General features: G+C 58.9%; 20 protein-coding genes and 1 pseudogene. 9 read left to right on the top strand and 12 right to left on the bottom strand.

From position 1 onward, the window contains the following. Positions 1–198 precede the first annotated feature (198 nt). Entirely contained in the window at positions 199–1,611 is a 1,413-nt protein-coding gene (locus H4P12_RS17900; protein WP_187794996.1) for an oligosaccharide flippase family protein, read from the top strand. Positions 1,612–1,667: 56 nt separating this feature from the next. On the opposite strand, the gene H4P12_RS17895 is transcribed toward H4P12_RS17900, so the two are convergent. The 8 genes from H4P12_RS17895 to H4P12_RS17860 form a co-directional block, all read right to left on the bottom strand. Then, complete coding sequence (locus tag H4P12_RS17895) at positions 1,668–2,663, bottom strand: glycosyltransferase family 2 protein (RefSeq protein ID WP_187794995.1); 996 nt, start codon at positions 2,661–2,663, stop codon at positions 1,668–1,670. Next, entirely contained in the window at positions 2,656–3,516 is an 861-nt protein-coding gene (locus tag H4P12_RS17890) for a sulfotransferase family protein (RefSeq protein WP_187794994.1), read from the bottom strand. The genes H4P12_RS17895 and H4P12_RS17890 overlap by 8 nt, the downstream gene beginning before the upstream one ends. 4 nt (positions 3,517–3,520) lie before the next feature. Further along, a complete protein-coding gene (locus H4P12_RS17885) occupies positions 3,521–4,495 on the bottom strand; it encodes a glycosyltransferase family 2 protein (protein WP_187794993.1) in 975 nt (324 codons plus the stop codon). Between the two features lie 24 nt (positions 4,496–4,519). Beyond that, positions 4,520–5,980 (bottom strand): hypothetical protein, encoded by a 1,461-nt coding sequence (locus H4P12_RS17880; RefSeq protein WP_187794992.1) that lies wholly within the window; start codon positions 5,978–5,980, stop codon positions 4,520–4,522. Between the two features lie 172 nt (positions 5,981–6,152). Further along, a complete protein-coding gene (locus tag H4P12_RS17875) occupies positions 6,153–7,205 on the bottom strand; it encodes a polysaccharide pyruvyl transferase family protein (RefSeq protein ID WP_187794991.1) in 1,053 nt (350 codons plus the stop codon). A gap of 230 nt (positions 7,206–7,435) precedes the next feature. Beyond that, positions 7,436–9,547, bottom strand: coding sequence for a hypothetical protein (locus H4P12_RS17870; protein ID WP_187794990.1), 2,112 nt, complete (start codon positions 9,545–9,547; stop codon positions 7,436–7,438). A 71-nt stretch (positions 9,548–9,618) separates the two neighbouring features. Then, positions 9,619–9,879, bottom strand: coding sequence for a spike base protein, RCAP_Rcc01079 family (locus H4P12_RS17865; protein ID WP_187794989.1), 261 nt, complete (start codon positions 9,877–9,879; stop codon positions 9,619–9,621). Positions 9,880–9,972: 93 nt separating this feature from the next. After that, entirely contained in the window at positions 9,973–10,815 is an 843-nt protein-coding gene (locus H4P12_RS17860; protein ID WP_187794988.1) for a hypothetical protein, read from the bottom strand. A 252-nt stretch (positions 10,816–11,067) separates the two neighbouring features. On the opposite strand from H4P12_RS17860, the gene H4P12_RS17855 reads away from it, so the two are divergent. Next, positions 11,068–12,270, top strand: a complete 1,203-nt coding sequence (locus H4P12_RS17855) for a glycosyltransferase (RefSeq protein ID WP_187794987.1) — start codon at positions 11,068–11,070, stop codon at positions 12,268–12,270. 23 nt (positions 12,271–12,293) lie between these two features. Here the strand turns inward: H4P12_RS17855 and H4P12_RS17850 are convergent, their stop codons facing one another. Together H4P12_RS17850 and H4P12_RS17845 are read right to left on the bottom strand one after the other, a co-directional pair. Beyond that, positions 12,294–13,598 (bottom strand): glycosyltransferase family 4 protein, encoded by a 1,305-nt coding sequence (locus H4P12_RS17850; RefSeq protein WP_187794986.1) that lies wholly within the window; start codon positions 13,596–13,598, stop codon positions 12,294–12,296. Beyond that, complete coding sequence (locus H4P12_RS17845; RefSeq protein ID WP_187794985.1) at positions 13,595–14,536, bottom strand: glycosyltransferase family 2 protein; 942 nt, start codon at positions 14,534–14,536, stop codon at positions 13,595–13,597. The genes H4P12_RS17850 and H4P12_RS17845 overlap by 4 nt, the downstream gene beginning before the upstream one ends. Positions 14,537–15,373: 837 nt before the next feature. Between H4P12_RS17845 and H4P12_RS17840 the strand changes: the two genes are divergently transcribed. From H4P12_RS17840 to H4P12_RS17825, 4 genes are all read left to right on the top strand, one after another. Further along, positions 15,374–15,964, top strand: coding sequence for a VPLPA-CTERM sorting domain-containing protein (locus tag H4P12_RS17840; RefSeq protein ID WP_187794984.1), 591 nt, complete (start codon positions 15,374–15,376; stop codon positions 15,962–15,964). A 222-nt stretch (positions 15,965–16,186) separates the two neighbouring features. Next, positions 16,187–17,791, top strand: coding sequence for a VPLPA-CTERM-specific exosortase XrtD (gene xrtD / locus H4P12_RS17835; RefSeq protein WP_187794983.1), 1,605 nt, complete (start codon positions 16,187–16,189; stop codon positions 17,789–17,791). 124 nt (positions 17,792–17,915) lie between these two features. Next, positions 17,916–19,898 carry a glycosyltransferase family 2 protein gene (locus H4P12_RS17830; RefSeq protein ID WP_187794982.1) on the top strand — a complete coding sequence of 661 codons (1,983 nt, stop codon included), beginning with the start codon at positions 17,916–17,918 and terminating at the stop codon, positions 19,896–19,898. Between the two features lie 11 nt (positions 19,899–19,909). Continuing rightward, positions 19,910–20,599: a hypothetical protein gene (locus H4P12_RS17825; protein ID WP_187794981.1), complete on the top strand. Its 690-nt coding sequence runs from the start codon at positions 19,910–19,912 to the stop codon at positions 20,597–20,599. On the opposite strand, the gene H4P12_RS17820 is transcribed toward H4P12_RS17825, so the two are convergent. Beyond that, complete coding sequence (locus H4P12_RS17820) at positions 20,579–20,746, bottom strand: hypothetical protein (protein WP_246449372.1); 168 nt, start codon at positions 20,744–20,746, stop codon at positions 20,579–20,581. The two genes, H4P12_RS17825 and H4P12_RS17820, sit on opposite strands and share 21 nt — an antisense overlap. Positions 20,747–20,752: 6 nt before the next feature. Here H4P12_RS17820 and H4P12_RS17815 point away from each other — a divergent pair, with 6 nt between their 5' ends. Beyond that, positions 20,753–21,274 carry an FkbM family methyltransferase gene (locus H4P12_RS17815; RefSeq protein WP_246449371.1) on the top strand — a complete coding sequence of 174 codons (522 nt, stop codon included), beginning with the start codon at positions 20,753–20,755 and terminating at the stop codon, positions 21,272–21,274. Between the two features lie 184 nt (positions 21,275–21,458). On the opposite strand, the pseudogene H4P12_RS19305 reads toward H4P12_RS17815, so the two are convergent. Further along, positions 21,459–21,624: pseudogene (locus H4P12_RS19305) on the bottom strand (DapH/DapD/GlmU-related protein); the annotation flags it as partial. Positions 21,625–22,164: 540 nt separating this feature from the next. Between H4P12_RS19305 and H4P12_RS17805 the strand changes: the two are divergent. Beyond that, positions 22,165–22,704: a hypothetical protein gene (locus tag H4P12_RS17805; protein ID WP_187794978.1), complete on the top strand. Its 540-nt coding sequence runs from the start codon at positions 22,165–22,167 to the stop codon at positions 22,702–22,704. A 5-nt stretch (positions 22,705–22,709) separates the two neighbouring features. Next, the gene (locus H4P12_RS17800; RefSeq protein WP_187794977.1) at positions 22,710–23,696 is read left to right on the top strand and encodes a glycosyltransferase family 2 protein; all 987 of its coding nucleotides are present in this window, start codon (positions 22,710–22,712) and stop codon (positions 23,694–23,696) included. Positions 23,697–23,699 lie beyond the last annotated feature (3 nt).

Below are 23,699 nucleotides of genomic sequence, written 5' to 3'. Positions count from 1 at the left end.
GGTCGTTATCGGGCCGTTATATTTTATAGACATAATATACATATAAAAGGCCTGCCCGGCTTGCCCTTTGGCACTGAGCGCGGGCAATTTCCCGTCAGTTTCCGCGTCAAGCACGCCTAAAGGGGTGACGTCGCCGGACGAAGGGTCTATGTCGCGCGTTTGACAGGATTTGTCCTGCGCGGGCAGCATGGTGTATCGGTGCGTTTTTCAGACATTCTAAAAGGCGAAGGCCTGCGCAGCCGGGCTTTGCGCGGCACCGCCATCACGTTGGGCGGGACGTTCGGATCGCAGTTGATGCGACTTCTGTCCAACCTGATCCTGACGCGCCTGCTGTTCCCCGAGGCTTTTGGCCTGATGGCGCTGATCCAGACCTTCATGACGGCCCTGCAGATGTTTTCGGATATCGGGATCCGGGTCTCGATCATCCAGAACCCACGGGGGGAAGAGTCCGACTTTCTGAATACTGCCTGGACCCTGCAGATTTTTCGCGGAATGGTCCTGTGGCTGGTGGCATGTGCGTTGGCCTGGCCGCTGGCCTCTTTTTATGACGAGCCGCAGATCCGCTGGTTATTGCCCGTTGTCGGGTTGAATGCCGTGGTCATGGGTTTTCTTTCGACAAAGATGGCAGTTCAAAATCGCCGGTTGCGCCTTGGCCGCCAGACGGTGATCAGCCTTGTCAGTCAGGCTGGCGCCGTGATCCTCATGGTGGCGCTGGCGGCTGTCTGGCCATCGGTCTGGGCCCTGGTCATCGGGGGATTGTTCGGCAATCTGATGACGGTTCTGGCATCCCATATATATCTGCCGGGTGCTCCGTCCCGCCTGAAATGGGATCGCAGCGCGGCCCATGATCTGATGAAATTCGGCCAGTTCATCTTTATCAGCACCCTGGCCGGGTTCTTTGTCAATCAGGGGGACAAGCTGGTTCTGGGCAAGCTGGTCAGCTTTACCGATCTTGGCATCTACAATATCGCCTTCTTCATGGCCGCTTTCCCTACGATGCTGGGACGAACCGTGGCCGAGCGTATTCTGTTTCCGCTGTATCGCCACGCCCGGCCCTCGGAAAACCCCGTCAACCGTCACAAGATCGGCCGCGCCCGTAACCTTGTGGCAGGCGGGATGCTGGCAATGTTCGGGACATTGGCGTTGATCGGCAATCTGCTGATCGGCTTGCTTTACGATGTGCGTTATGCAGCCGCAGGCCCGATGCTGATCATCATGGCGCTGGCGCAAATCCCGACCGCGCTGACATTGGGCAACAGCCAATTACTGCTGGCCGAAGGGGATTCACGCCGTTTTTCCCGGCTGGTGGTTTTGCACGCGATCCTGAATTTCATCCTGATGCTGGGCGGCTTCTGGCTGCTGGGCATGCTGGGCATCTTGCTGGTGCAGGGGGTGCAGATCTTGATCATCTATCCGCTCCAGCAATATTATCTCAGCCGTTACAAGGGGACGCATTTGCGCGAGGATGCCGTTTTCGCCCTGGCCGGCGTGATGATTGCGGCGGTGGCAATCTGGCTGAATTGGGGCGTGCTGAGCGCGTTTTGCAGCACCTCGGTGGCCGCGGCACCGATCCAGACAGGAAGCTGGGCGACGGTGTCACTGTTTCACTGACACCGGTTTCACTGACACTGGCTTCACTGACACTGGCCTCCGCCTTGCGTCAAAAGCTATTTATATTCGATCAGCTTTCCGCCGCGGCCTGTCCACCGCTTGAACCAATATTCGACCACGCCCAAGGCTTCGGGCACCTTGCCCAGCGTCAGAAATGTCGCGCGGGTCAGATCGCCGTCCCGCAGGTAGAGCCGCAGGATTTGCACCGGCCATGCCAGAAGCAGCAGCAGAAAGACCGGATTGATCAGCATCGCGCCCAGCAGGGCCACCAGCGGCAGCGCCATGCCCCAGATCAGCGCCCGGCGCGTCTGGGCGACATTGTGGCGTTCGGGCAGGGCACCGTGCAGCGCGGCCCCTTGGGCATAGGCATGACCTGCCCGGCGGGTCCGCCGCCACCATTGGCCCAAGCGATGGATGTCGGCGTCATGCCGGGTCATTTCCGCATTCAGTCGCCAGATTTGCCAGCCCGCCTGACGCAACCGCACACAAAGCTCGGGTTCCTCACCGGCGATCAGGGTCGGGTCAAAGCCGCCCACCTCGACAAAGGCTGACGCCCGCATCAGGGCATCACCGCCGCAGGACCGGGTCTGGCCGATGGGCGTATTCCATTCCTGATCGATCAACTGGTTATAGACCGAGGCGTCCGCCGCGATTTCCCGGCGACGGCCACAAGCCACAGCCACGACCGGGTTCGAGTTCAGAAATTCTGTCGCCAGCGGCAGCCATTTTGCGTCCAGCACACAATCGCCATCGATGAACTGCAGGTAATCGGGCGCCTGATCGCCCGTGGCCAGCGCCGCGACACCCGCATTGCGGGCACGTGCGGCGGTAAAGGGCTGCGACATGTCCAGCTGCACCACCGTGACGCCACGCGCCCGGGCCTCGGCAAGGCTGTCATCGGTCGAGCCGCTGTCGACATAGACGATTTGGCGAAACCCGGCCGATGCCAGGCTGTCCAGACAGGCAATCAGTCGCTGGCCTTCGTTGCGGCCGATGGCGATCGCGTCCACGACAGCGCCGCAGGTGGCTGTGTCAAAATGAGTTTCAGGCATGAGCCGTTTCAATGGCGAAAGGATAGCACAGGCTTAACGCCGGATGCCCCGGAAAAAGTTGCGCCAGATCCTGCCGGTCGGATAGAAACCGCCGCTCAAGCCGGCGCCGCAATGTCGCGGGCAATTCCGGCCGCGACGTGATCTTGCGGGAATCGCGGATGGCGTTGCGCAGCGGTTTGGGCACCAATGCCCGGCGCAGGGCGGTGGCTACCGGGTTATAGATCAGCACATTCTGGAACGGGATCTTGCGCACCCGCTCGGCCGAGACATTCTGCTGGCCCAGTTCATCATGCCAGAGGACGGGCTGTTGCAACCCGATATGGGCACTGACACGGGACAATTCCCCCTGTGGATCGGCCTTCAACTGCTCCAGACTGGTCAGCATGATGGAATCCGCGCCATAGGCGTCGATCCAGGGTGCGATCTGCCAGGCATAGCGGCCATATTCGACCATTTCGGAATGACGGGCGAATTCGGCGACCGGATCATCGCCCATGCGCCCCTCGCTCCATTCATGGATGTAATGAGAGACGGCGCGTTGCAGCGGGTTGCGGATCATATAGACCAGCCGCAAGGACGGGCAATGCGGGTGCAGCCGGGCAATGGTCTGGGGATGCGTTGGCAGCTTGGTGTAATGGGTTGACGCCTCGCCCTTCAGGTCGTCCGGGCCCGCATTGGCGAACAATTCCTGATACCAGCCCATGCCACGCGCAAAGACCGCATCGTCGGAAAAGAAATTCGGCTCTTTCGGGGTGGTCATGAAGACGCCCGACTGCACGGCCAATTGCGCCTGCAGCGTCGAGGTGCCGCATTTCATCGCACCGATGATGATGAAATCGGGAAGGGCGGTCATCACATCAACCTTTCGGGCGGAAGGGGGCTAACGGACTGCCCGCCCCGATCCACAAATCGCGGGTCTCGTTTTCGGTGGCCTGCGGCACGGGCTTGCCCAACAGACGACGCATCTGTGCGATCCCGCGCCCCAGATACCAGGCCAGATTGGCGGCCAGAAGTCCTGCTTTGCCATGCGCCTGCGTCATGAACCGGCTGCGCGAGCGGTAATAATATTCCGGGGCGCGCTTCTTGGCCTTGGCCAGTTCCTTGACCGGACCAGAACCCCCCCGGAAATGGATCGCAACCGCGTCAGGGGCACGAACAAGGCGCCAGCCTGCCCGGCGGGCCCGCAGGCAATATTCGGAATCCTCGTAATAAAGGAAATATCCTTCATCCATTGGACCGATCGCATCGACCATGCGGCCATTCAGCAGAATGCAGGCGAAACTGGCCCATTCGATCTGGTCGTCCGGAGGCGCCAATGTCAGGGCAACCTCGTGGCGTTTCAGAAGTTTCGTGACGGGTCCGGTCGCGGCACCGCGGATCAATTCGCTTGCAGGTCCGGCAAAGCGGAAACAGTTGATCTGGCCAACGCCATCTTCCCCTTCCAGCCGGGGAACGATCAGCCCCGCATCGGGATGGCGGGCCATGGTGTCGGTCAGCGCAGTGAAGAAGCCGGGCTTCAGCAGCGCATCCGAATTCAGGATCAGATAGCTTTCCGCCCTGACGGCCGCCATGCCACGGTTATGGCCCCCCGAATAGCCGGAATTTTCAGTCGCCTTTACCAGGGTCACGGGGACCGGCGGGCTTTGGGCCGCGATCCATCCCTCGATCCGTTCGGCTGATCCGTCGCCCGACTTGTTGTCGACGACGACGATCTGAATGGCGTCCGGGTTCAGATTGGCACGGGCGATATCGGCCAGCACGGAACGGACGCAATCAAGCGTCATGTCCGCAGTGCGGTAATTGATGATGGAAACGCTTATACGCGGCAGCATCGGACAAACTCGGGAAGCAACTGATCAGGCGGAACGGGCAGCATGCGGCGGATGCCGTTTGACCTGACGGCTATAGGCATTGCGCCGAACCGGCAAGTCATCAGCCATGACGATGGCGTCATCTGGCTGAGAGAGGCGGCCCAGCTCCAGCCGGCCGGCCAATGCCCCCGCCAGCAACCATGTGACCGGCGTCAGGGTGGCATTCGGGATCAGGTCCAGAAGATTGGCCGTCAGGGCCAGGGCGATCCCGGCCGTTGTCGGCGTCAGGGCCAGTTCGCGCCATCGCAGGGCTAGAAAGATCAGGGGCAGGGTCAACAAGCCAAACTCGGCCAGATAGCCGATCCAGCCGCTGGTCCCGATCGACATGACCCAGTAACCATCGGTCGTGCTGATATCCTGACCGGTCTCGTCATAAACCCGGTTGCGTCCCCACAAACCCCATCCGAACAAGGGTCGCTCATTCGCTCTTTCCAGTAGAAGGTCTTCGTTCTTCAGACGGAACGACAGGGAACCCGCCCTTTCCGCATTGATATCTGCGGCAATGTTGACGATTTGCTGAACCGGGATGACATTCGCGCCCCGCAGCATCGGGTAGACCAGCACGATGCCCGCGAAGATGGCAGCGGCCAATATCTGCAGGCGGGTCGGCAGGAGGAAAATGATCGCGCCCAGCAACAGGCCGATCGCCAATGCGCCCATTCCTTTTGATACGGCCAGCGTGGCGAAAAGCCACAAGGTCGCCAGCATCCATGTGATTTTGGGTTTACCGGCGCTACTGCGCCACAAAGCCAGGGCGGCCAGAAAACAACTGCAGAAAAAGATCGCCAGCCACAATCCATGATGCAGGAAGACGACCGGACGAAAGCCCCCGGCCCGGACATGCTGCAACCATTGGTGGGGAAAATAGTCGTAAATGATCCGACTTAGCTGCGGTGACATCCGCACTTCGTAAAGGGTCGGAATCGAATAGATCAGTCCGGCCATCGCCAGCGAAACCAGCAGCAGGCGTTGGGCATCCGGATGTGCGATATATTTGCGGGCAAGAAGGAAGGGCAGCATCGCAAAGATGGTGCTGCCCAGCATGGATGCCGCATCATAAAGACGTAACCCCCCCAGACTGGTGCCACCATAGCGCAGCCCGTCGCCATTGGTGACAACAGTGCCGAAAATGCCAACCACCATCATGATCATCAGGGCGCGCACCATCGGGCTGCGCGGGATGGCACCGTCCAGAACCATCCCGGCCGGCATGGTGCGGGTCCGTGACCGGTTCAGAAAAATCATGGCCGCCACTGCCGTGCAAAGCGCCGTGATCGAGTGCTTGTTCAGAACCGGGATCGCCGGAAAATCGAAAGAGATATTGCCGGGCAGCAAAAGATACCCGCCCACGATGGCCGTGGTCACGGCAACTGCCGGCTGGCGCTTTGCAAACAACCAGAAAATCACCAGCGGCCAGATCAACATGACCAATGAGCCGACGATCATGAGTGTTCCTTTTCCTGTGACACCGGTGACGTCATGGTCGCCGCTTTGCCATCCATCCTGTTGTCCGCAGACTTGCGCCTCTGCGCCGCCGGTCATTACGCGGATCAGATGGCAAGGCAATGTCCTGATGTCGGCTTTTGCGGAATATAGGCGGATAATGCGGCGGCACCTGTCACATTCCTGCGAAGTTGCTCCGGCTCATTTCCACGATCTGCGGCAATCGGGCCTGTATCCGGGCCGAAAGCTGTTGGCGCTGTCGGGTCACGCGGGCCAGTTTGGCATCGCATTCCGCACTGTCCATCAGTGATGGTGCGATGGTCATGTCTTCCAGTCCGAACATTTGCATCAGGCCTTCGAACTTGCCCTGATAGACGGTGCAAAAAGCAGGTGTTCCCATTCCCAATGCGGCGATGGCCAGATGCATCCGCCCGGTCAGGATCAGATCGGTTGCACCCGCTATGGCCTTCATTTCCCATGTATCCAATGTCACGGGCAGGCTGTGCATCCGGTCGGCGAAATCGGCTGACAGGATATCATGCAAAGCTGTCAGCGCAGTGCCGTCACCCACTTTCCCGCCACGCCGGTCATGCGGCATCAGGATGACTGCGCGCTGCGGATCGGCCAGCAGCCAGCGGATGATCGGTTGTGCAACGGATCTGACGCCATCACCCGGCAGGGTGCCGACGGTATGCCCCGACAGGTTCACCCCCATCACGACTCGTCCGATCTGCTGCTGGGCGGTGATCCAGTTGTGACCAGTTCTGGCGGCCCCGGCCCGAAGCTCTGGTTTCAGCAGAAATGCCAGATCGGCCACCAGCGGGACGGGCCGGCCGAAAGCCTTTTCCATCCGCGCTTGCGAGATTGGATCACGAGCGCAGATTTCCAGCCAGCTGGCCCTGCGCAGGGCGGCTGCAACCTCGGGATGGGGGGTTTCCGACCAGCTTGCACCAAAGACGCGGGTCTTGCGGCCGACGGCATGGGCAATGCGCAGCATCCGTAACCGCTTGAACACCTGTGATTTTCCGTAAACGCCATCAAGAATGTCAGCGCCGATACAGCCAATGCCGGGGCAGGTCAGCAACATCCGCGACATGATGCGCAAGATTGTGACCGGACGATGATCCGGTGCCAATATGGCTGTTGCGCGGGTCTGCACGGGGTTGGGGCCGATCACGACCCGACGGCCCATATCTTGGGACAGATAGCAGGCGGCAGCGTCAACCATCGCCTGATCGCCCAGACTGCCTGCTGAAGATGGCGGGATGACCCCGAAATACTGGCCTTCGGGCTGTGATCTGGCTGCAACAGGGATAATCGCTACTCCGTATACACCGCAAAAACATGTATCGGATGAAAGCATCGGGCGGCCATAAAGCAACCTGACTTTTAGGCAGTTTTCCCCATGGTCTGGCCAGAAACTGCTGACAAGACAGCCGCTTCTGGCCAGGACACGCCTTAGGTCATGATTTGGCCATGACCCGGTTGCAGGATCAGCATGACGCCGTTTTCGGTCACGGACAGGCGTGCATCCAGATCTGGCGACAGGTTAGCAACCGTCACATCGGTAAACTGGCCGCTGACCTTTGCCTCGATCAGGGGATAGCTGCCGACAACAACCCCCCGCAGATCCAGATGCAAGGCACCGGCCAGAATGACGCCGGGTGTGACGGCAGGGGCGGCCAGCCCATGAATTCCTGACCGGAAGGGGGCAAGCCTTGGCATTTCTGCGGGCAGGATGGCACCCACGGCCGGCACCCATGTGCTGCGCATATTGATGGCGGTTTGCCGGATCACGATTTCATCCATAACCGGCTGTCCCTGCAAGTCGCGCAGGCGGACATGCCATCCGGTTCTGGAATTGGTTCCAGTCCAGATCAGGTCATCCGGGGCGGTAATCCGCACCGTTTGTGCGCCAGGCTTGTCCACCAGATCCAGCACATGGCTGCCATCGAATTGCGGCCTGGCGCCCGGCACGGGCTGATCGAACTGGTTCATGCGCCTGCCCTGCGCACCGACCGCTCTGTGGGCGACGCCCCATTGATCAGCCCGTGCCCTGTGCGTTTTCGTGCCCTGTGCAAGATCGACCTCGACCGGGGTGCCCCGAGGAAAGTTGAAACCCATACGTGTCATAATGATCCTTCCCTTGAAGGATAATGCCTCGCTCAAACGTCCGCTTGCGGCTGTGGTGTCCGACAGCAGGCCAACCCCACCGTCGGCAAGACTGTTGTCCTGGACTGTGATGATCAGCGCGCCTTTGACATAGGCGCGCAATGTCCCCTGATCATATTCCAGACGCATGCGGGCCTTTGCCCCCGCAATCCAATCGGAACCGACAGGGCCATGTTCGGCGATCAGCACGCCAGCGCCGTTGCTGTGCCGCGTCAGGCGAAACTTTCCAACGCCACCGGCCCATGTCAGGGCATAGCGATTGGCAATGGCAGGATTGCCGGTTTGGACCTGGGCACAGACCGCCACCCCGATCCCGGAAAGCGTGCTGCCATTGGCATAGGCGTTGCCGCAACGGATATCGGCTTCTGCGAATTGCCGCGCCCCGTATAGGGTCGCGCCACGGATGAAGACCGTTCCGCCCGCAGGTTCTGCCTGCCCGGTTGCAGCCCGCAGGGTGATGTTTCCAACGGTCGTCAGATTGGTCCAGACCTCTGCGCTGATCCCGCGATAGGATGCCAATGCCGTATCGGTTGCGGTCGCAAAGCTGTCCAGTCTGGGGGCATGCGGATCATGCAGCAGATCGTTTGATATGACATCGCGCTGCCCATGGGCCTGCACGGCCCGTTCGACCACGTTCACGGTCGCAATGGCCGCGCTGCTTGCCGCCATGTCGGACTGCATCGCATCTGCGACCGGATTGCCATCGCGCAGCCATTGATATTCCAGCGCCAGATCGCCCCGTTCGGGATCATAGGCCCAAAGGCCGGGTCGCCGGACGTGGAATGCTGTCTCATCTTCCGACCACGCAATGACCGGCGGCACCAGAACAACCGGACCAAGGGCCAGCTCTGTGGGATCCACCTGATACTGGCCCGCAAAATCCGCGGGCCGGACAACCGCGACCGTGACGACTTCCGGGCCGGCCAGGGCCACCTGCAGCGTCGCATCCGCCATCGGGACCATCCGCAATTCCCCGGAAACAGGTGCCTTGGCAGACAGGCGCACGGGCGCGGACGCCGATATCTTGCTCCGCCCACCTTGCCGCATGGTTTCAACATAGGTGAAGCTTGCATCCGACAGCAGGACATCCAGCGGAAAATCCGGGCCTGTGCGCCCTGCAATCAGGGTTTCGTCGCGCAGCCACTGCCCGTGGATCACAGGCCAGCCGATCCTGTCCAGACAGACCCAAAGGCCTGGCTGCACCCGCAGGCTGTCATCGCCATCCTGATAGGGTGCAATCCGGGGGGCTGCCAGGCAGACCGCGCCATCGGACAGCAAGGCCGGATCAATCCGATACTGGCCCCCATGATGGGAGTGCGATGACAGATCAAAGGTCAGAATTTCAGCCCCATCCAGCGGCATCGAGGCGATGACCCCGTCGCCGGATGTCAGCAGCATGACGTTCGGCGCGGGCCGCACATGCGACCGGCGCCCAAGTCGAGGCGCAAGACCCGCGCCGATATGAACCCTCACGCCAGTGCGACGATATCGGTGGCCGTGGTCCCGCTGGCCCAGATCCGGCTGACCCGGATCGGAAAGGGGGCGCCCGGAACGACATAGATCCGCCCGGTCGATCCGCTTGTGGTCGTGACCCGAACGAAGCCTTCGGTGCCGACGGCAATGGCACGGCTGACCATGGTCAGATCGGTTGCATCATCCGGGGCCACAGCCGCCAGCCGGGTCGCGGGGCTTTCAAGGCCGGGCACATGATGTTTGAAAATATCGGTCATCTCGGGCTCCCCTTTGCCGCGGGCACAAAAAATTGCACCCGGGCATTTGTATGTATGAGAGCCCAAAAATCCGGTCAGAAGATTAACAGGATCCTAACCTGCCACCCGTTGCCGGGCCTGTGCCGTTGCAAGCTGTCTGCTGCGCAGAAGGAAAAAGCCGCTTAGACAGGCCAGCAAAAAGACTGCCGAAGCAGGCAGGGGAACTGCCGAAGGCATGGTCAGTTCGCGCGTCGTGGTGCCCCCTTCTCCATCCGAAAAGGTGAAAAGCAACCGGTCGAAATTGCTGGTGGTCAACCGAACATGATTGTCCTGATCGACGTCGTAAAAATGGGGATCCACAGGGTCGATATCCAAGCCGAAAAAGCCAATGCTCAGGTTGAATGATCCGACACTTGCCGTCGGGGCCCTTGCGGGCAAGGTTTCAGGCCACAGCACGCCTTGGCGGGCACGGATATCCAGATCCATCATTGCAAGCGAATAATCATTGATGATCTGGCCGGGAAACGTCAGCGAGGGGACAAGGCTGACCCCGCCGGCGAAACGGTCGCTATAGGGGCCGGCCGCGTTGATGGCGTTCGAACTGCCGCCATCATAGGTCATGCCGTTGCCATTGTTGCCAACGGTATTTCCGCTTTGGTTCATGTCCAGGGTGGCAAAGGCCGATTCACTGTAAATCCCCCCTTCGGACACGCCATAGGAATGGAAAGTCAGATGATACCGTTCCCGTGCTGACATGCCGATTGCCGTGGCATCGACCCAACCTTCGATTTCCGCTGTGCCAAACAAGAAGCGCCCGTCCCCTTCGGTGCAAATGGTTGGCGAGCTTGCACAGCTTGCAGCTTCGGCCGGATGTGCAAACGGGGACAGCAGGATTGCCGCAACCAGTGCAATACCTTTAAGGCGGGCGTCATGAAAAACCTCACATTCGCGTGACAACGGCGGGACATTAACAAAGCGTAAATGTTTTGCAGCCGCAAAAGTGTTTTCGCCATCCCTATCGGCAAAGAGCCGCCTTTGACTTCGTGCAAAGTCAATATGATAGAAATTTGTATGTCCTTATTTTCCGGGTGGTTTGAGGACTTCCACAGCTTCTTCGCCGGTTCTGCCGGAATGGGCGGAAATCCGATTGACGGGGGGCGTTCGCCTGCCCAGAAGCCGTGTCATACGACCAAACGCCGGATGGTGCGCATGACCCAAGCAACCCGAATCGCCTATCTGACCGGAGAGTATCCGGCAGTGTCACACACCTTCATCCTGCGCGAAGTGCTGGCCTTGCGGGCTTTGGGCTATGATGTGCAGACCTGTTCGATCCGGCGGACGGGGCCGGAACATCATCGTGGGCCGGATGAAAAGGTCGCGGCGGAAACGACCTTCTATGTGCTGGATGCCGCCAAAAATCCGGGCAACCTGCTGGGCGCGCTTGGTTGGGCGCTGGCCCGTCCGGGGCGGTTCTGGCGCATGATCAGGCTGGCGCTGAAAACGCGGCCTGCGGGGATCAAGGCGACCGTCTGGCAAATGTTCTACCTGCTGGAGGCCATGGTGCTGGCCCATCATTGCGCCCGCGAAAAGATCACCGGCATTCATAACCATTTTGCCATGGCGTCATCCTCGGTTGCGATGCTGGCATCCGAGCTGTCCGGCATCCCCTACAGCTTTACCCTGCATGGCCCGGCTGATTTTCTGGATACCGGGCGCTGGCATCTGGGTGACAAGATCGCACAGGCGCGGTTCGTGGCCTGCATCAGCAATTTCTGCCGCTCTCAGGGGATGTTGTTTTCCGACGATCGGCATTGGCCGCGCCTGCAGATCGTCCATTGCGGGGTCGAGCCTGACCGCTATGCCCCCGCCGACCGTCCACCGGGGCGCGAGGTGCTGTTCATCGGCCGCCTTGCCGCCGCCAAGGGCGTGCCGGTGTTGCTGGAGGCTTTCGCCAAGGCCCGTGCGACCTATCCCGATGCGCGGTTGACGCTGGTGGGCGATGGCCCCGCCCGCAAGGAGCTTGAGGCGCGGACCCGCGAACTGGGCCTGACCGATGCCGTGCGATTTACCGGCTATCTCAGCCAGGACGAGGTTGCCGCCGAACTGGCCCGCTGCGATCTGTTCGCCCTGCCTTCATTCGCCGAAGGTGTGCCCGTGGTGCTGATGGAGGCGATGGCCAGTGCCCGTCCGGTTCTGACCACGCGTATCGCAGGCATCCCGGAACTGGTCGAAGATGGTGTTTCAGGCCGGATCGTTGCGCCGGGCGATGCGGACATCTTTGCCGATGCCATGATCGACATCCTTGCCCAGCCCGAGCGGGCGGCCCGGATGGGTCAGGCCGGGCGGCAAAAGGTTCGGGCCGAATTCGATGTCCGGCAAGAGGCTGAAAAGCTGGGCCGGCTTCTGGCCTGAGCCCGCCAATCTGGAAGGCCAGCCTAGAAGGGCTGCGGCTTGTCGGCACGAATGCCACGCACCCAGTCATAGACATCCAGCATCTGTTCCGCCTTGCGCGACCACAGGAATTTATCGCTCACCCGCGCCTGTGCCGCCACGCCGCGCGGGCCCAGAATTGATGGATCCCTGACGATCTGTTCCAACTGGGCACGAAAATCGGCGATCAGCCGATCGGGCGCATTGACAGGCACCTTGAAGCCCCATTCCGGGCTCACCAACTCGCCCGGGCCTGCATAATCCACGATCAGCGGCGGCAGGCCCAGGGCCATCGCCTCTAACACCACCCCGCCCCCGAATTCGCGGATCGAAGGGAAGGCCAGAAAATCGCACCCCTTCATCGTCTGCGCGACATCCGCATGTTTCAGGTGTCCGTGAAAGGTGATCGCATCTTCGACCTGTTCGGCGCGGGCCAAGGCCTTCAGTTCAGCCAGCATGGGGCCATTGCCAATCAGCTCAAGGCGCAGCGTCCCTGCCCGCAGCAGCGGGGCAGCCGCACGGATCAGCATGTCCGGCCCCTTATAGGGCACCAGCCGCCCGACAAAGCAGGCGCGCAGCGGGATATGGGGCGGACCAGCCGGATTGTCTGGCGAAAACGCTGACCCGACGATGCCGTTTTCCGGAATGTAGATGGTCTTGTCGCGATATTCGTCTGCGATCTCGCTTTGCGTGTGCCGCGATCCGACAAGAATGGCTTTGGCCGCCCGCCATGTCGCCTTGCGTCCGGGTAACAGCTTGACCGCGCCCCGGACCTTGGACAGCCATTCGCGTTCCTTGTTGCGCGCCGCCTCGAACCCTTCTGGCCAGGGAACGCCGCCGTTCAGCGGTCCCATGACAAAGGGCACGCCAGCCGCTGCCGTCTTGCAGCCTGCAAAGCTGGGTTTTACCGGGCTAAGCGGTGTGATGCGATGAACCACATCCCATTCTCCGGCCTTGATCCGGGCGCCGAATTGCTTCCAGACCAGCCGTTCGAAATAAGCGTCCGAGATGACAGTGATCGCCTGCGAAATGGTCCAGCCCTTGTTGCTGGCGCCGCCAACCCCCAGCAATCGGGTCAGCTGCCACAAGGGGCGCGCCACGCGTTCGCTGTTGATGGCGGTAAAATCCCGCCCTTCAACCAGACCTGCGCGCAGGATCGCATCGCGATTGCGGATCTGGGTGACCAGATGCACATCTGCCACGTCGCGCAGGGCGGCGGTCAACGACCAGCCGACCAATGGCACACTGACCATGTCCGGATTGGCGGCCTCTGCCAGCACCAGAATTTTTGGGCGGGGGCCATCGCTCATTCGGGGGCGTTCCACTGCCCTGCCCGGGCGGCCTCGATCTCGGCCACGGCGCGGGCCTTGCCGACCCGCAGGGCGCGGCGCTGATAGGCGCGGATGAAATTGCGCAGCTCGGCATCGGCGTGCTGCGGCTCACGGCGCATCCATGCGCCCAGAAAGCCCTGAATGGTCGCCAGACCGCCCAGCACATAGGGCGGATGCGCCATCCGATACAGACCCGTCGCCACGAAATAGGCCGGGTCCGAGCCCATGTAATACTGCCCGAAACCATGCCGGCGGCGACCCGTGAAAACACTTTTCTGGCTGGAGCCCATTGGCCGAAGATGTTCGAACCGCAGATCGTCGTCATTCCAGCTGACCGCGATCCAGCCCAATTGACGCGCCTTGTGGCAATCAATCGCATCCCACATGACCTCGCGGACGAAACCGCCGATCTGGTCGAAACATTCGCGGCGATAGAATTTGGTCATGCCGACCGACATTTCATCGCCACATTTTTCCGACACCCAATGGCCCCCTTCCGTGCGGAACCACGGCTTGCCCGAACAGGTGCCGATACGTGGGTTTTCCTCCATCCGCTGCATCAGGATTTCGAAGTAGCGGGGCGGCAGATCCAGATCCAGATCCAGCTTGCACAGATAGGGGAAGTCTGACATCCGCACCTGATCCAACCCATGGTAAAAGGCTTCGATCACGCCCGGCCCGACGGCGCGGTGCCCCCGGTCCGGCTTGGTGACAACCTGAATGAAGGGATGGCGCGCCGCATATTCGGCCAGAATCTGCGGTGTCTCATCGGTCGAGCCATCGTCGACAATCACCCATTTGGCCGGTGGCACGCTTTGTCCCACCACACTGTCCAATGTGCGCCGCATGTAATCAGCCTCGTTCCGGCAAGGAGAGACAAGCAAATAGGCGCGGGAGGGGGTGACGACAGACGGCATGGGATACTCTTGGACAATCATACAGGGGCATACAGAGAGCATGCAGGATTTGGGGGGCAAACTCATCTGCTTTTAAGTCTCGAAAGGCAAGCAACGTGCTTGTGATTCGAGCACAAGCCCACCGCACAAAGCTGCCCTTACGTCGATTTTTCTACCTGCGCGTGAAACTTCTTTTCGGCAAGCAATTTTGGCGCGTGTCAGACTTATCATATGTAAACTCACCCCATAAAAGGCAGCATGACGTAAGGTTCACCTATATTAGAAAGCTTGATCGGCAAGAATCTGCCGAATAGATATCCGCCGGTTGGCACCAATGATTTTGAATACCTCGGCCAGACTGAGCGCCCCCCTTGACTGAGGGCCCCGACTGATCCGGGTGGTTTTCAGACCGGTTCCCCTCGTCAGCAAACCATCTGATATATCAATCAAATGTCGAAAATTTCACGATTTCGCGATTTGCAGGCACATCCATTCCGAAGATCCAGATCATCGTAATTGTGCAGGAGACTTCACATTTCTTTACTCAGGATTTGCAGCCATTCCTAAAGGAGCAGATAAGAATATGAACAGTATGCAAAAAATCGGCTGTTATTCGAATCGGAATCCAGCATTATTTGTATGCGCTTAACCTGATAATTTCTCCTTGAGTGCGTGCAAAACACCCCCAAAACTACCGGTGGTAGTGTGACAGTCGGAATTTCCTCAAAACCTGCCAAAAATATCGAACCCCGCCCCATCAGACGCGAATTAAACTTGTTTAAAAATGTCTGAATTGGTAAAAGTAGTGAGATCATTCGGCGCCCGGCCGATACTGATACTATTGTGAACAGGTGAAAAATGAACGTTTTGAAAACCCTTCTGGCTGGCGCTGTTTTGGCCGCATCGGCCGCAGGTGCAAATGCTGCGACCTACTATGCTGACAAGGTCATCAGCAGCGAGTTGGGCGACTGCTACTCCAACGCTGGTCTTCCCATGGGTTGTGCTGGCAGCCGCAGCAAGACCGCCAACGCCCTCGGCGCGGCAGACGGCCTTTTCTACTCGATGGGCTTCGGCGGTACGCTGGTCGTCGGCTTTGCGCAGTCGCTGTTTGATGCCGCTAACGACGTTTCAGCCTTCGAAATCACTTATGACCGTGCAAAAGGCCATGACGAAGCCGTTGACGTCTACTCGGTCCTGGGCGGTGTCGAAACCTATCTGGGTCGTTTGCTGAACAATGTCGCATCGTCTTCGGTTCGTGCAAAAACCGCGTTTGAATATATCAAACTGGTTGATGTCACCGGCGAAGAATTCCCGAACACCAACAGCAACGATGGCTTTGACGTTGACAGCATCTCGGTTGCAGCAGTTCCGCTGCCGGCAGCGGGTCTGATGCTGTTGGCTGGTCTGGGCGGTCTGGCGGCTCTTCGTCGTCGCAAAACCGCAGCCTGATTTTTTATCAGCGCACGAATATCGGAAACCCGCCTTTGGGCGGGTTTTCCTTTTTTGACACCGGCCTGTCCCTTGAATGGGACCCGTTTCGCAATACCTCAGCAAGATGTGAGGCAATCAAAGACAAAATTGTCCAAATCGCATCCCCTTCTCGCGAAAATGGCGCTATTGCGGTAGGATGAGGGCAACGGGTCTGCAGGCCGCGTAAAAGGTGAATGTGTAATGGCATCCAGTGACACGATCAGTTCGCCTCAGGGGCAATTGTCGTCAACCAGCGTTGCCGGTCTGTTTTGGCTGGCCGTTGCGACAATTGCGGCAGGCTGGTTTTTTATCGACGGCCTGGATGCGCTTTTGCTGGCATGGCAAACGCCTGAATACAGCCATGGCCCATTGATCCCCGTCCTGTCCGCGCTGATGTTTCTGCGCGAACTGAAGCAATACCCCCCAAATCCAGGCCCCATCCATGATCGCTGGCCCGGCGTGGCCGTGATTCTGCTGGCCTTTACGGTCGGCGCATTGGGCAAGCTGTCCCAGATCGACGATATTGTCGCCTATGCAACGATCATCTGGGTCGCGGGTATTCTGCTGGTGTCCTTCGGCTGGTCCACGGGCAAGCATTTCTGGCCGCCGGTTCTGCATCTGGTCTATATGCTGCCTTTGCCCGGTGTGCTGTATTACAAGATTTCCACCTCGCTTCAGATGATCTCGTCCGAACTGGGCGTCTGGATGCTGAAGCTGATGTCGGTGCCGGTGTTTCTGGAAGGCAATATCATCGATCTGGGCGTGATGAAGCTGCATGTGGCCGAGGCTTGTTCCGGCCTGCGCTATCTGTTCCCGATCCTGTCTTTCTCTTACATTTTCGCAGTGCTGTATCGGGGGCCGGTCTGGCAAAAGGCCGTATTGCTGCTGTCGGCCGTGCCGATCACGGTCTTCATGAATTCGGTCCGGATCGCGATTGGCGGGATCATTGCCAATTACTATGGGGTCGAATGGCTGGAAGGGTTCACCCATTTCTTTGAAGGCTGGGTCATCTTCATCGCCTGTATCATCTTGCTGTTCGGCCTGGCGCGTCTGATGCTGTTCTTCCATCCCGGCAAACCGACACTGGCCGAAGCGCTGGATCTGGATATGTCGGGGATGTGGACGCAATTGGGCCGGCTGAAGCTGACCCGCCCGTCGCCAGCGATGATTACAGCCGCGGTTCTTGGACTGGCGGCGCTTGGCGCATGGCAATTGGTGCCCGACAACCGTTCCGTGCCGCCCACCCGCACGCCCTTTGCCATGTTCCCGCAGGAGCTGGGCACATGGCAGCAGCGCGGCCCGGAAGAGCGTCTGACCCCGGATATCGCCAAGGCGCTTGCCGCCGATGATTACCGTCAGGCGACCTTTATCCGTGACGCCGCCACACCTCCGGTCGGGTTGTTCATGGCTTTTTACAACGACCAGTCCAAAGGCGGTGTGCATTCGCCGGAAATCTGTCTGCCCTCGTCCGGCTGGGAAATCGCCAAGCTGGAGCGGGTCGATATTGCCCCGCAACTGGGGCAGGACACCCCCTTTCCATTGAACCGCGCAATCATCCAGAAGGGCGAACAGCGGATGATGGTCTATTACTGGTTCCAGCAGGGTGAACGCCGGGTGGCATGGGATTTTGCCGCCAAATTCTATCTGTTGGCCGATGGTATCCGCACGGGTCAGACGGATGGCGGTTTGGTGCGTCTGACCACGCTGATGCATAACGGAGAGTCCGAGGCGGATGCAGAAGCCCGCTTGCTGGACATGACGAAAAATCTGGCCGGACCCTTGCCGCGCTTCATTCCTGTGGATTGATAAACATGTCATCTCCTTGACCAGCAGGGATATGGCTTCCTCCGAAGCTTGCTGCTAAGGCCTTGCCCCCAAGAGTTGTCGTCGAAGCAGCCCGATCGCAGGCGAAAATCAGGGGGCAAGAACCATGCCAAGCGTCATTTCCGACAAATCCATTTTTGACGCCGTATCAGCCCAATCTCGGACAAAGACAGGCCCGATAACGGATACATGGCGCCTGTCCGCCAGTCAGCCTCTGGACCCGGCTGATCGGACCCTGCCGGGCATCGAAATCTTTCAGGATCAGATCAATGCATTCGCCAGCATCGCCCTGCGACTGAACCAGGATTACAGATGGGTGCGGTTGGAACAAAGCATCAACCAAAGCGATCTGAATACCGGGCGCTATCGGGTGGCGCTGACCTATCAATATATCACCGATAAACCCGCCCGGACACCTCGTCTGAAAATCATCGAATATAAAGACGGCGTCGGGCAAACCTATCTGAACATCGCCCAGGATCTGCCCGTCACGAAGACCCCGAAAACTGTCGAATTTCTGGTCGCCACAACCGCCCAGACCTATCCGGACCGGCAATATCGCTTTTGCATCGAGATGGCGAAGACAGGCACTCTCAACCTGCTCGATCTGGAAATCATCCATATCGATGGCGCGATCGCAACCGATATTCCGGGTCTGCCGCCCTACCGGCTGTCTGATCTTCAGGTCAACAAAACGCTCAGCAGCCTGAACGACAGCATGGATTCCAGCCTGCGCAAGAATCCCCAGGGCTGGTTGCCCAAAATGCTGGGTGTCGCCGTGGCGCTGGAAGATTATCAAACGGCCTGGGGCATCTGCAAATATATCCGTGCGCAACACCGCCATGATCGCACCCTGATCGAAACGACCGCCCCCAGGATGCTGGATACCGCCTTGGCCCTTGGCGAGATCGAAGAAGCCAGGAACATGATGCGGGAATTTTCGGCCCTTGGGCTTTGTCCCAATGCCTCGATCCAGTTGTCGCGCAATATCGGTGAACCCGACGTGAAAAACGCGTCCTATCAGTTCCCCTCGGGCGAGACCGATATTTTCAGTCTGAACCGTGCCTTGGAGCGGGGGGGGCAATTATCCTTCGGAGAGATGATCTTCCTGTCCTTGCCGACGACAGAAGCTGCCTTGATCTGGGCAAATTACCAGCGGCAATTCGACGACGAAAGCTATCTGCTTCAGCTGAACAACTATCTGGACAGCTTTGACAGCCCGTTCAGGATCACCTTGGGCGAACATCGTGCCAATATCCTGAATCGTGTTTCCTTTAGCGAAAACAAGCCATTCACCGGAATGACGCATGGGCCGCTGGTATCTGTCATCGTGGCAGCCTACCAGGCCGAAGAGACAATCGGATATGCAATCCGTTCGCTGCTTCATCAGACCTATCAGGACATCGAAATCCTGATCGCCGATGATTGCAGCGACGATGCCACCTCGGAAAGGCTGCGCGAATTTGCGGACGACCCACGGGTCCGCATCTATCGGGGCACTGAAAATCAGGGGCCTTACAATATCCGCAATCATCTGATCGCCGAGGCGCGTGGAGACATCATCACATTCCACGATGCGGATGATATTGCCCTGCCGCATCGCATTTCAACGCAGTTGGAAGAAATGACCCGCCATCAGGCAAAGGTTGCCTTGGGATCTTGGCTGCGAATCAAGGAAAATGGCCATATCGTCGCCTTTCGGGACGGCCGCTTCCTGCGCAACTGTCTGAACAGCATCATGTTTGCCCGGCCGATCTATGATCAGTTCGGACCTTATCGTTCAATCCTCTGCGGTGCAGATTCCGAATTTTACGAAAAACTTCGGGGCAGATTGCCCGCGTCGGAAATCGTCACCGTGCGCCAGCCGCTGGTTCTGGGTCTGTGGAGCAGTTCCTCCCTGACCCGCACAGCCGGGATCGAGGCGGATGAAGCTGGCTATCGCGCCCCTGCCCGCCGCGCCTATGCCGCAGCCATCGGCCGCCAGCGTGTTCTGGGAAAAACCATCCTGCCCGATCAGAAGATCGAAGAGATCACCCACGCCGTTGGCATCTATCGGGCGCCCAAGGGCCTGATCTCGATCACATCATAGGATCATCGAACATGCGTATCGCCAATGTCGCCACCTATCCCGCACGGGAAGAATCCTGTCTGCCGGCGCTGATCTCGATCGCGGTGCAGGTCGATGTGCTGAATATCGCGCTGAACGAATACACCGACGTGCCAAGATCCCTGCGAGGCATCCGGAACGCCAATTTCCATTTTCCGCAGGAAGACCTGAAAGATGTCGGAAAATTCTGCTTCGAGGCACAGGATGATGACGATGTTTTTCTGTGTGATGACGACATCATCTATCCAGCGGATTACACTGACGGGATGATCCATCTGCGTCAGACAACCGGTCTGGAAAACCCGGTTCTGGGTGTGCATGGCGTCATCTATTCCGACTATTATGACGGTCGCAGCCGCAGTGGCCGTCTGGTGCATGTTTTCTATCGCGGTCTGGATGCAGCTGCGCGTGTCAATCAACTGGGCACCGGCACGATCCATATCAAAGGCGCACAAATGCCGGGTCTGGACGTCATGCGCGGCTCATCAGGATATGTCGATATCCGCTTTGCCCGTCATGCCTATGCCAACCACTACCCGATGATTTGCATCGCCCGCGATGCCAACTGGATGAAAGAGTTGCCAAATATCGAGACTCTGTATCACAGTGTCACAAACAGTTTGCCCATCGAAGCCCTGCAGGAAGTTCAAGAATTTGGTGGGCTAAGTAAGATTTTTTTGTGAGGTGCTGTCTTGCCCGTCGATGTTCTTCTGCAGTTTGGAGGAAAAAAAGCCAAACTTGTCGGGCTTGATGCAGACGACCACATCACCAGGGTCATCCAACAAACCGGTGCTTTTTATGAAATCGAACTGCTGACGGAAATCTTTCATCGCGCCATGCCGGATTGGGTTTTCGTCGATGCGGGTGCGCATGTGGGAAACCATACGGTCTTTTTGGGCGCTATTCTTGGTCTGCAGGGCTATGCCATTGAACAGGATGCCGATACCTATGCCCGGCTTGTGGGAAATATTGCGGCGAATGACCTGACCGACAGCGTCCGCCCCATCAATGCTGCGGTCGGGCGTGATTTTGCGCGGGCTTCGGGCATCGGGGGCTCCGCACAGCATAACAGCGGCACCAGAATGATCCACCTGGACAGGGGTGGCGATGTCCAGGTGATCCCACTGGATTCGCTGCAACTGAAGCGGCTGGACCTGCTGAAGGTCGATGTGGAAGGGTTCGAGGTCGCCTGCATGAAAGGGGCCGCAATCACCATCATGCGCCATAAACCCCTGATCATCGCCGAAGCGATCAATCGGCAAAGCTTCGATGATCTGGTGACCTGTCTGGAACCGTTGGGCTATCGCCCCACGCGGCGCTATAACGTCACCCCAACCTATCTGTTCGAAGCCGTCTAAGGACCGAAAACAGGTTATCCGGGCGTGCCGGGTCCGGTGGCAAAGGTCTGGTAGTGGTCCTCATCGGCCGCAGGCCAGTCCTGCAACGCCTCAAGGCAGGACAGAACATTGCGCATCGGCAGGGTTTGCAACTGCACAATGGAATATTCCCACCATTCGGACCGCAATAACGCCTCTCGGATCTGTTCCGGAAAGCGGTATCGCAGGATTTTGGCCGGCACCCCCGCCACAATGGCATAGGCTGGAACATCCCTGGTCACGACAGCATTGGCGCCAATGACCGCACCATGACCAATTTTCACGCCCGGCATGATGACGGCACCATCACCAATCCAGACATCGCAGCCGATTTCCACCGGCAAGCTTTTCTGCGTATGTTGGGCAACACCCAGCATTTCGGCTTCTTCCCGCGTGTAACCGCTGCCCGGTGTGCCGCGCGACAATGCCGGAGAGGTCGAAAGGCCCGTCATGTGGTGATGGCCGGCACCAATCGTGATGCGCCGCCCGATGCTGGAAAAGCGGCCAATGAAAACCTGCCCCCGCAGATAGCCGCCTGCATTCATATAGCTGCCACCGCCAAGAAAAACGGGCGCACCTGCCCCAGTTACATCGCTGCCGAGCAGGCTGTTTTCTTCGAAAAGCACCTGATTCAGATGGCGCCCATCCTTGACGCCAACGGTTCCCAGATCGACCGCCGTCACAAGACGATCTGCCGTCAATCTGCCGTCCAAAAACAGCGCCAGTTTCCGATCAATTTTCATCGCGGTTCAGATATCCGCCGTAAATCCACTTGCCAAGGCCCGATGGGCCGGTTCGGAGCAACTTCCGCTGGTCTATCGAGAATATCCTGACTAAGAGCAGATAAACCATTGGCACTTTGAAAGCTTTACATGGCAGACAACATCTTTCTGGGTCCGGATGCACAGGTTCGCTTTTCGCTGCAAATGCTGCGCGCGTATGAGGGGCGGGGCAAAATCGCGGCTGAGCAGACACCGATCATCGACGGCGTATTCCTGTCCACCGATCCCGATGCAAATGTCACCGGCGAATATGAGGCCAGCGCGGCAAACCTGCTGAAACTGCGGATTCGTCCCGGTAAAAACCCGGCACGCTGGCAAGCCATGCACCTTGTCATGGGGCCGCTTGATCTTGGCGATGCTGCCGTGATCGGTGTGGTCGCGCGCAGTCAGGCGCCATCTTCCTTTACCACGCGGATCTGTCTGCGTTCGGGTCAGGACGGACAGTTCGTTGACACGTTCTTCCCCAAGACCATGGTGTCATTCGCGCAGACCAGCACGCATCTGGATGTTCTGGAAATCAGTAAACTGACAGACCTGCCGCGTCAGGCGCAATGGCGCGATCTGATCCTGTTCTTCCAGGGCAGCGATGTTGATCTGAACCTGCTGGATCTGCGTTTCTTCGTCGTGTGATCCGCATGAGCGTACAGGAAGATCTGTCCATCATCATTCCGGTCTGGAACCTGCCTGAAGACCTGGCCGTCCTGTTGGGCCAGATTGCGGATCTGGGCGTCTTTTCCGAAATCATCGTCGCCGATGACGCCTCGGATCTGGAATGCCATCCCGAAGCCCTTGGCTTTTCGCAGGACCGGCTGGGCGCGCGTCTGATCTATCTGCGTTCGGATCGGCAGCGTGGTGCCGGCCATGCCCGCAACATGGGTCTGGCGGCCGCGACCTCGGGGAATATCCTGTTCTTCGATGCCGACGACCATCTGAGCGAAAATTTCCCGATCATCTGGCGCCAACATCTGGCGGCGGGCATGCCGGATTTCACCATCTTCCGGCACAGCGATACGCGGGTCGAGGAAAGCGAAGGTCGGCAGGGCACATTCCCCTCGGAAGAGGCATTATGGGACCGGGCCCTAGACAAGAACAACGCCGTGGAAATGCTGTCAATCGCGGCACAGGCCGCGCTTTGCACGATCAGCGCCTATCCGTGGAACAAGATCTATCGCCACGATTTTCTGACCGATGCCGGGATCACCTGTTCAGAAACACCGGTGCATAATGATATCCGGCTGCATTGGCTTAGCTTCGCCCGTGCAAATCATATTCAGGCCAGCCGTCTGATCGGTGCGACCCATATCGTGGGCGAGCGAACACACCATCTGACCAGCCGCAAGGGGGCAGAACGGCTGTGCCTGCGCAGCATCCTGTCAGACCTGACGCAAGAGATCAGGAACACCCCCGGCAAATCCATTCTGATCCCGGAATTCATCCATTTCGTCGACAATGTCTCTCGCTGGAACCTGCAGCAGGTCGATGAAGACCTGATCCCGGAATTCACCCGCCTGGCGATTGATGCCTATCTGGACTTTACGCCCGATGAATTCCGTCTTTTTGCCCATTCCCGGCCCGATCGTGCCGACGCCATTGTCCGGTTTCTGCTGAAGGAAGGCGCCTGACAC

Origin of the sequence: Paracoccus amoyensis (assembly GCF_014490725.1) — a bacterium.
Classification (GTDB): domain Bacteria; phylum Pseudomonadota; class Alphaproteobacteria; order Rhodobacterales; family Rhodobacteraceae; genus Paracoccus; species Paracoccus amoyensis.
This window is presented reverse-complemented; position numbering and strand designations above follow the sequence as displayed.

Bases quoted from the DNA above. Each gene is read 5' to 3' on its own strand.
- xrtD (WP_187794983.1), top strand. From the start codon at position 16,187: ATGGCATCCAGTGACACGATCAGTTCGCCTCAGGGGCAATTGTCGTCA.
- H4P12_RS17885 (WP_187794993.1), bottom strand. From the start codon at position 4,495: ATGCTGCCGCGTATAAGCGTTTCCATCATCAATTACCGCACTGCGGAC.
- H4P12_RS17875 (WP_187794991.1), bottom strand. From the start codon at position 7,205: ATGGTTGACGCTGCCGCCTGCTATCTGTCCCAAGATATGGGCCGTCGG.
- H4P12_RS17845 (WP_187794985.1), bottom strand. From the start codon at position 14,536: ATGCCGTCTGTCGTCACCCCCTCCCGCGCCTATTTGCTTGTCTCTCCT.
- H4P12_RS17855 (WP_187794987.1), top strand. From the start codon at position 11,068: ATGACCCAAGCAACCCGAATCGCCTATCTGACCGGAGAGTATCCGGCA.
- H4P12_RS17825 (WP_187794981.1), top strand. From the start codon at position 19,910: ATGCGTATCGCCAATGTCGCCACCTATCCCGCACGGGAAGAATCCTGT.
- H4P12_RS17890 (WP_187794994.1), bottom strand. From the start codon at position 3,516: ATGACCGCCCTTCCCGATTTCATCATCATCGGTGCGATGAAATGCGGC.
- H4P12_RS17830 (WP_187794982.1), top strand. From the start codon at position 17,916: ATGCCAAGCGTCATTTCCGACAAATCCATTTTTGACGCCGTATCAGCC.
- H4P12_RS17870 (WP_187794990.1), bottom strand. From the start codon at position 9,547: ATGCTGCTGACATCCGGCGACGGGGTCATCGCCTCGATGCCGCTGGAT.
- H4P12_RS17805 (WP_187794978.1), top strand. From the start codon at position 22,165: ATGGCAGACAACATCTTTCTGGGTCCGGATGCACAGGTTCGCTTTTCG.
- H4P12_RS17895 (WP_187794995.1), bottom strand. From the start codon at position 2,663: ATGCCTGAAACTCATTTTGACACAGCCACCTGCGGCGCTGTCGTGGAC.
- H4P12_RS17840 (WP_187794984.1), top strand. From the start codon at position 15,374: ATGAACGTTTTGAAAACCCTTCTGGCTGGCGCTGTTTTGGCCGCATCG.
- H4P12_RS17820 (WP_246449372.1), bottom strand. From the start codon at position 20,746: ATGAAAGATTTCCGTCAGCAGTTCGATTTCATAAAAAGCACCGGTTTG.
- H4P12_RS17865 (WP_187794989.1), bottom strand. From the start codon at position 9,879: ATGACCGATATTTTCAAACATCATGTGCCCGGCCTTGAAAGCCCCGCG.
- H4P12_RS17880 (WP_187794992.1), bottom strand. From the start codon at position 5,980: ATGATCGTCGGCTCATTGGTCATGTTGATCTGGCCGCTGGTGATTTTC.
- H4P12_RS17815 (WP_246449371.1), top strand. From the start codon at position 20,753: ATGCCGGATTGGGTTTTCGTCGATGCGGGTGCGCATGTGGGAAACCAT.
- H4P12_RS17850 (WP_187794986.1), bottom strand. From the start codon at position 13,598: ATGAGCGATGGCCCCCGCCCAAAAATTCTGGTGCTGGCAGAGGCCGCC.
- H4P12_RS17800 (WP_187794977.1), top strand. From the start codon at position 22,710: ATGAGCGTACAGGAAGATCTGTCCATCATCATTCCGGTCTGGAACCTG.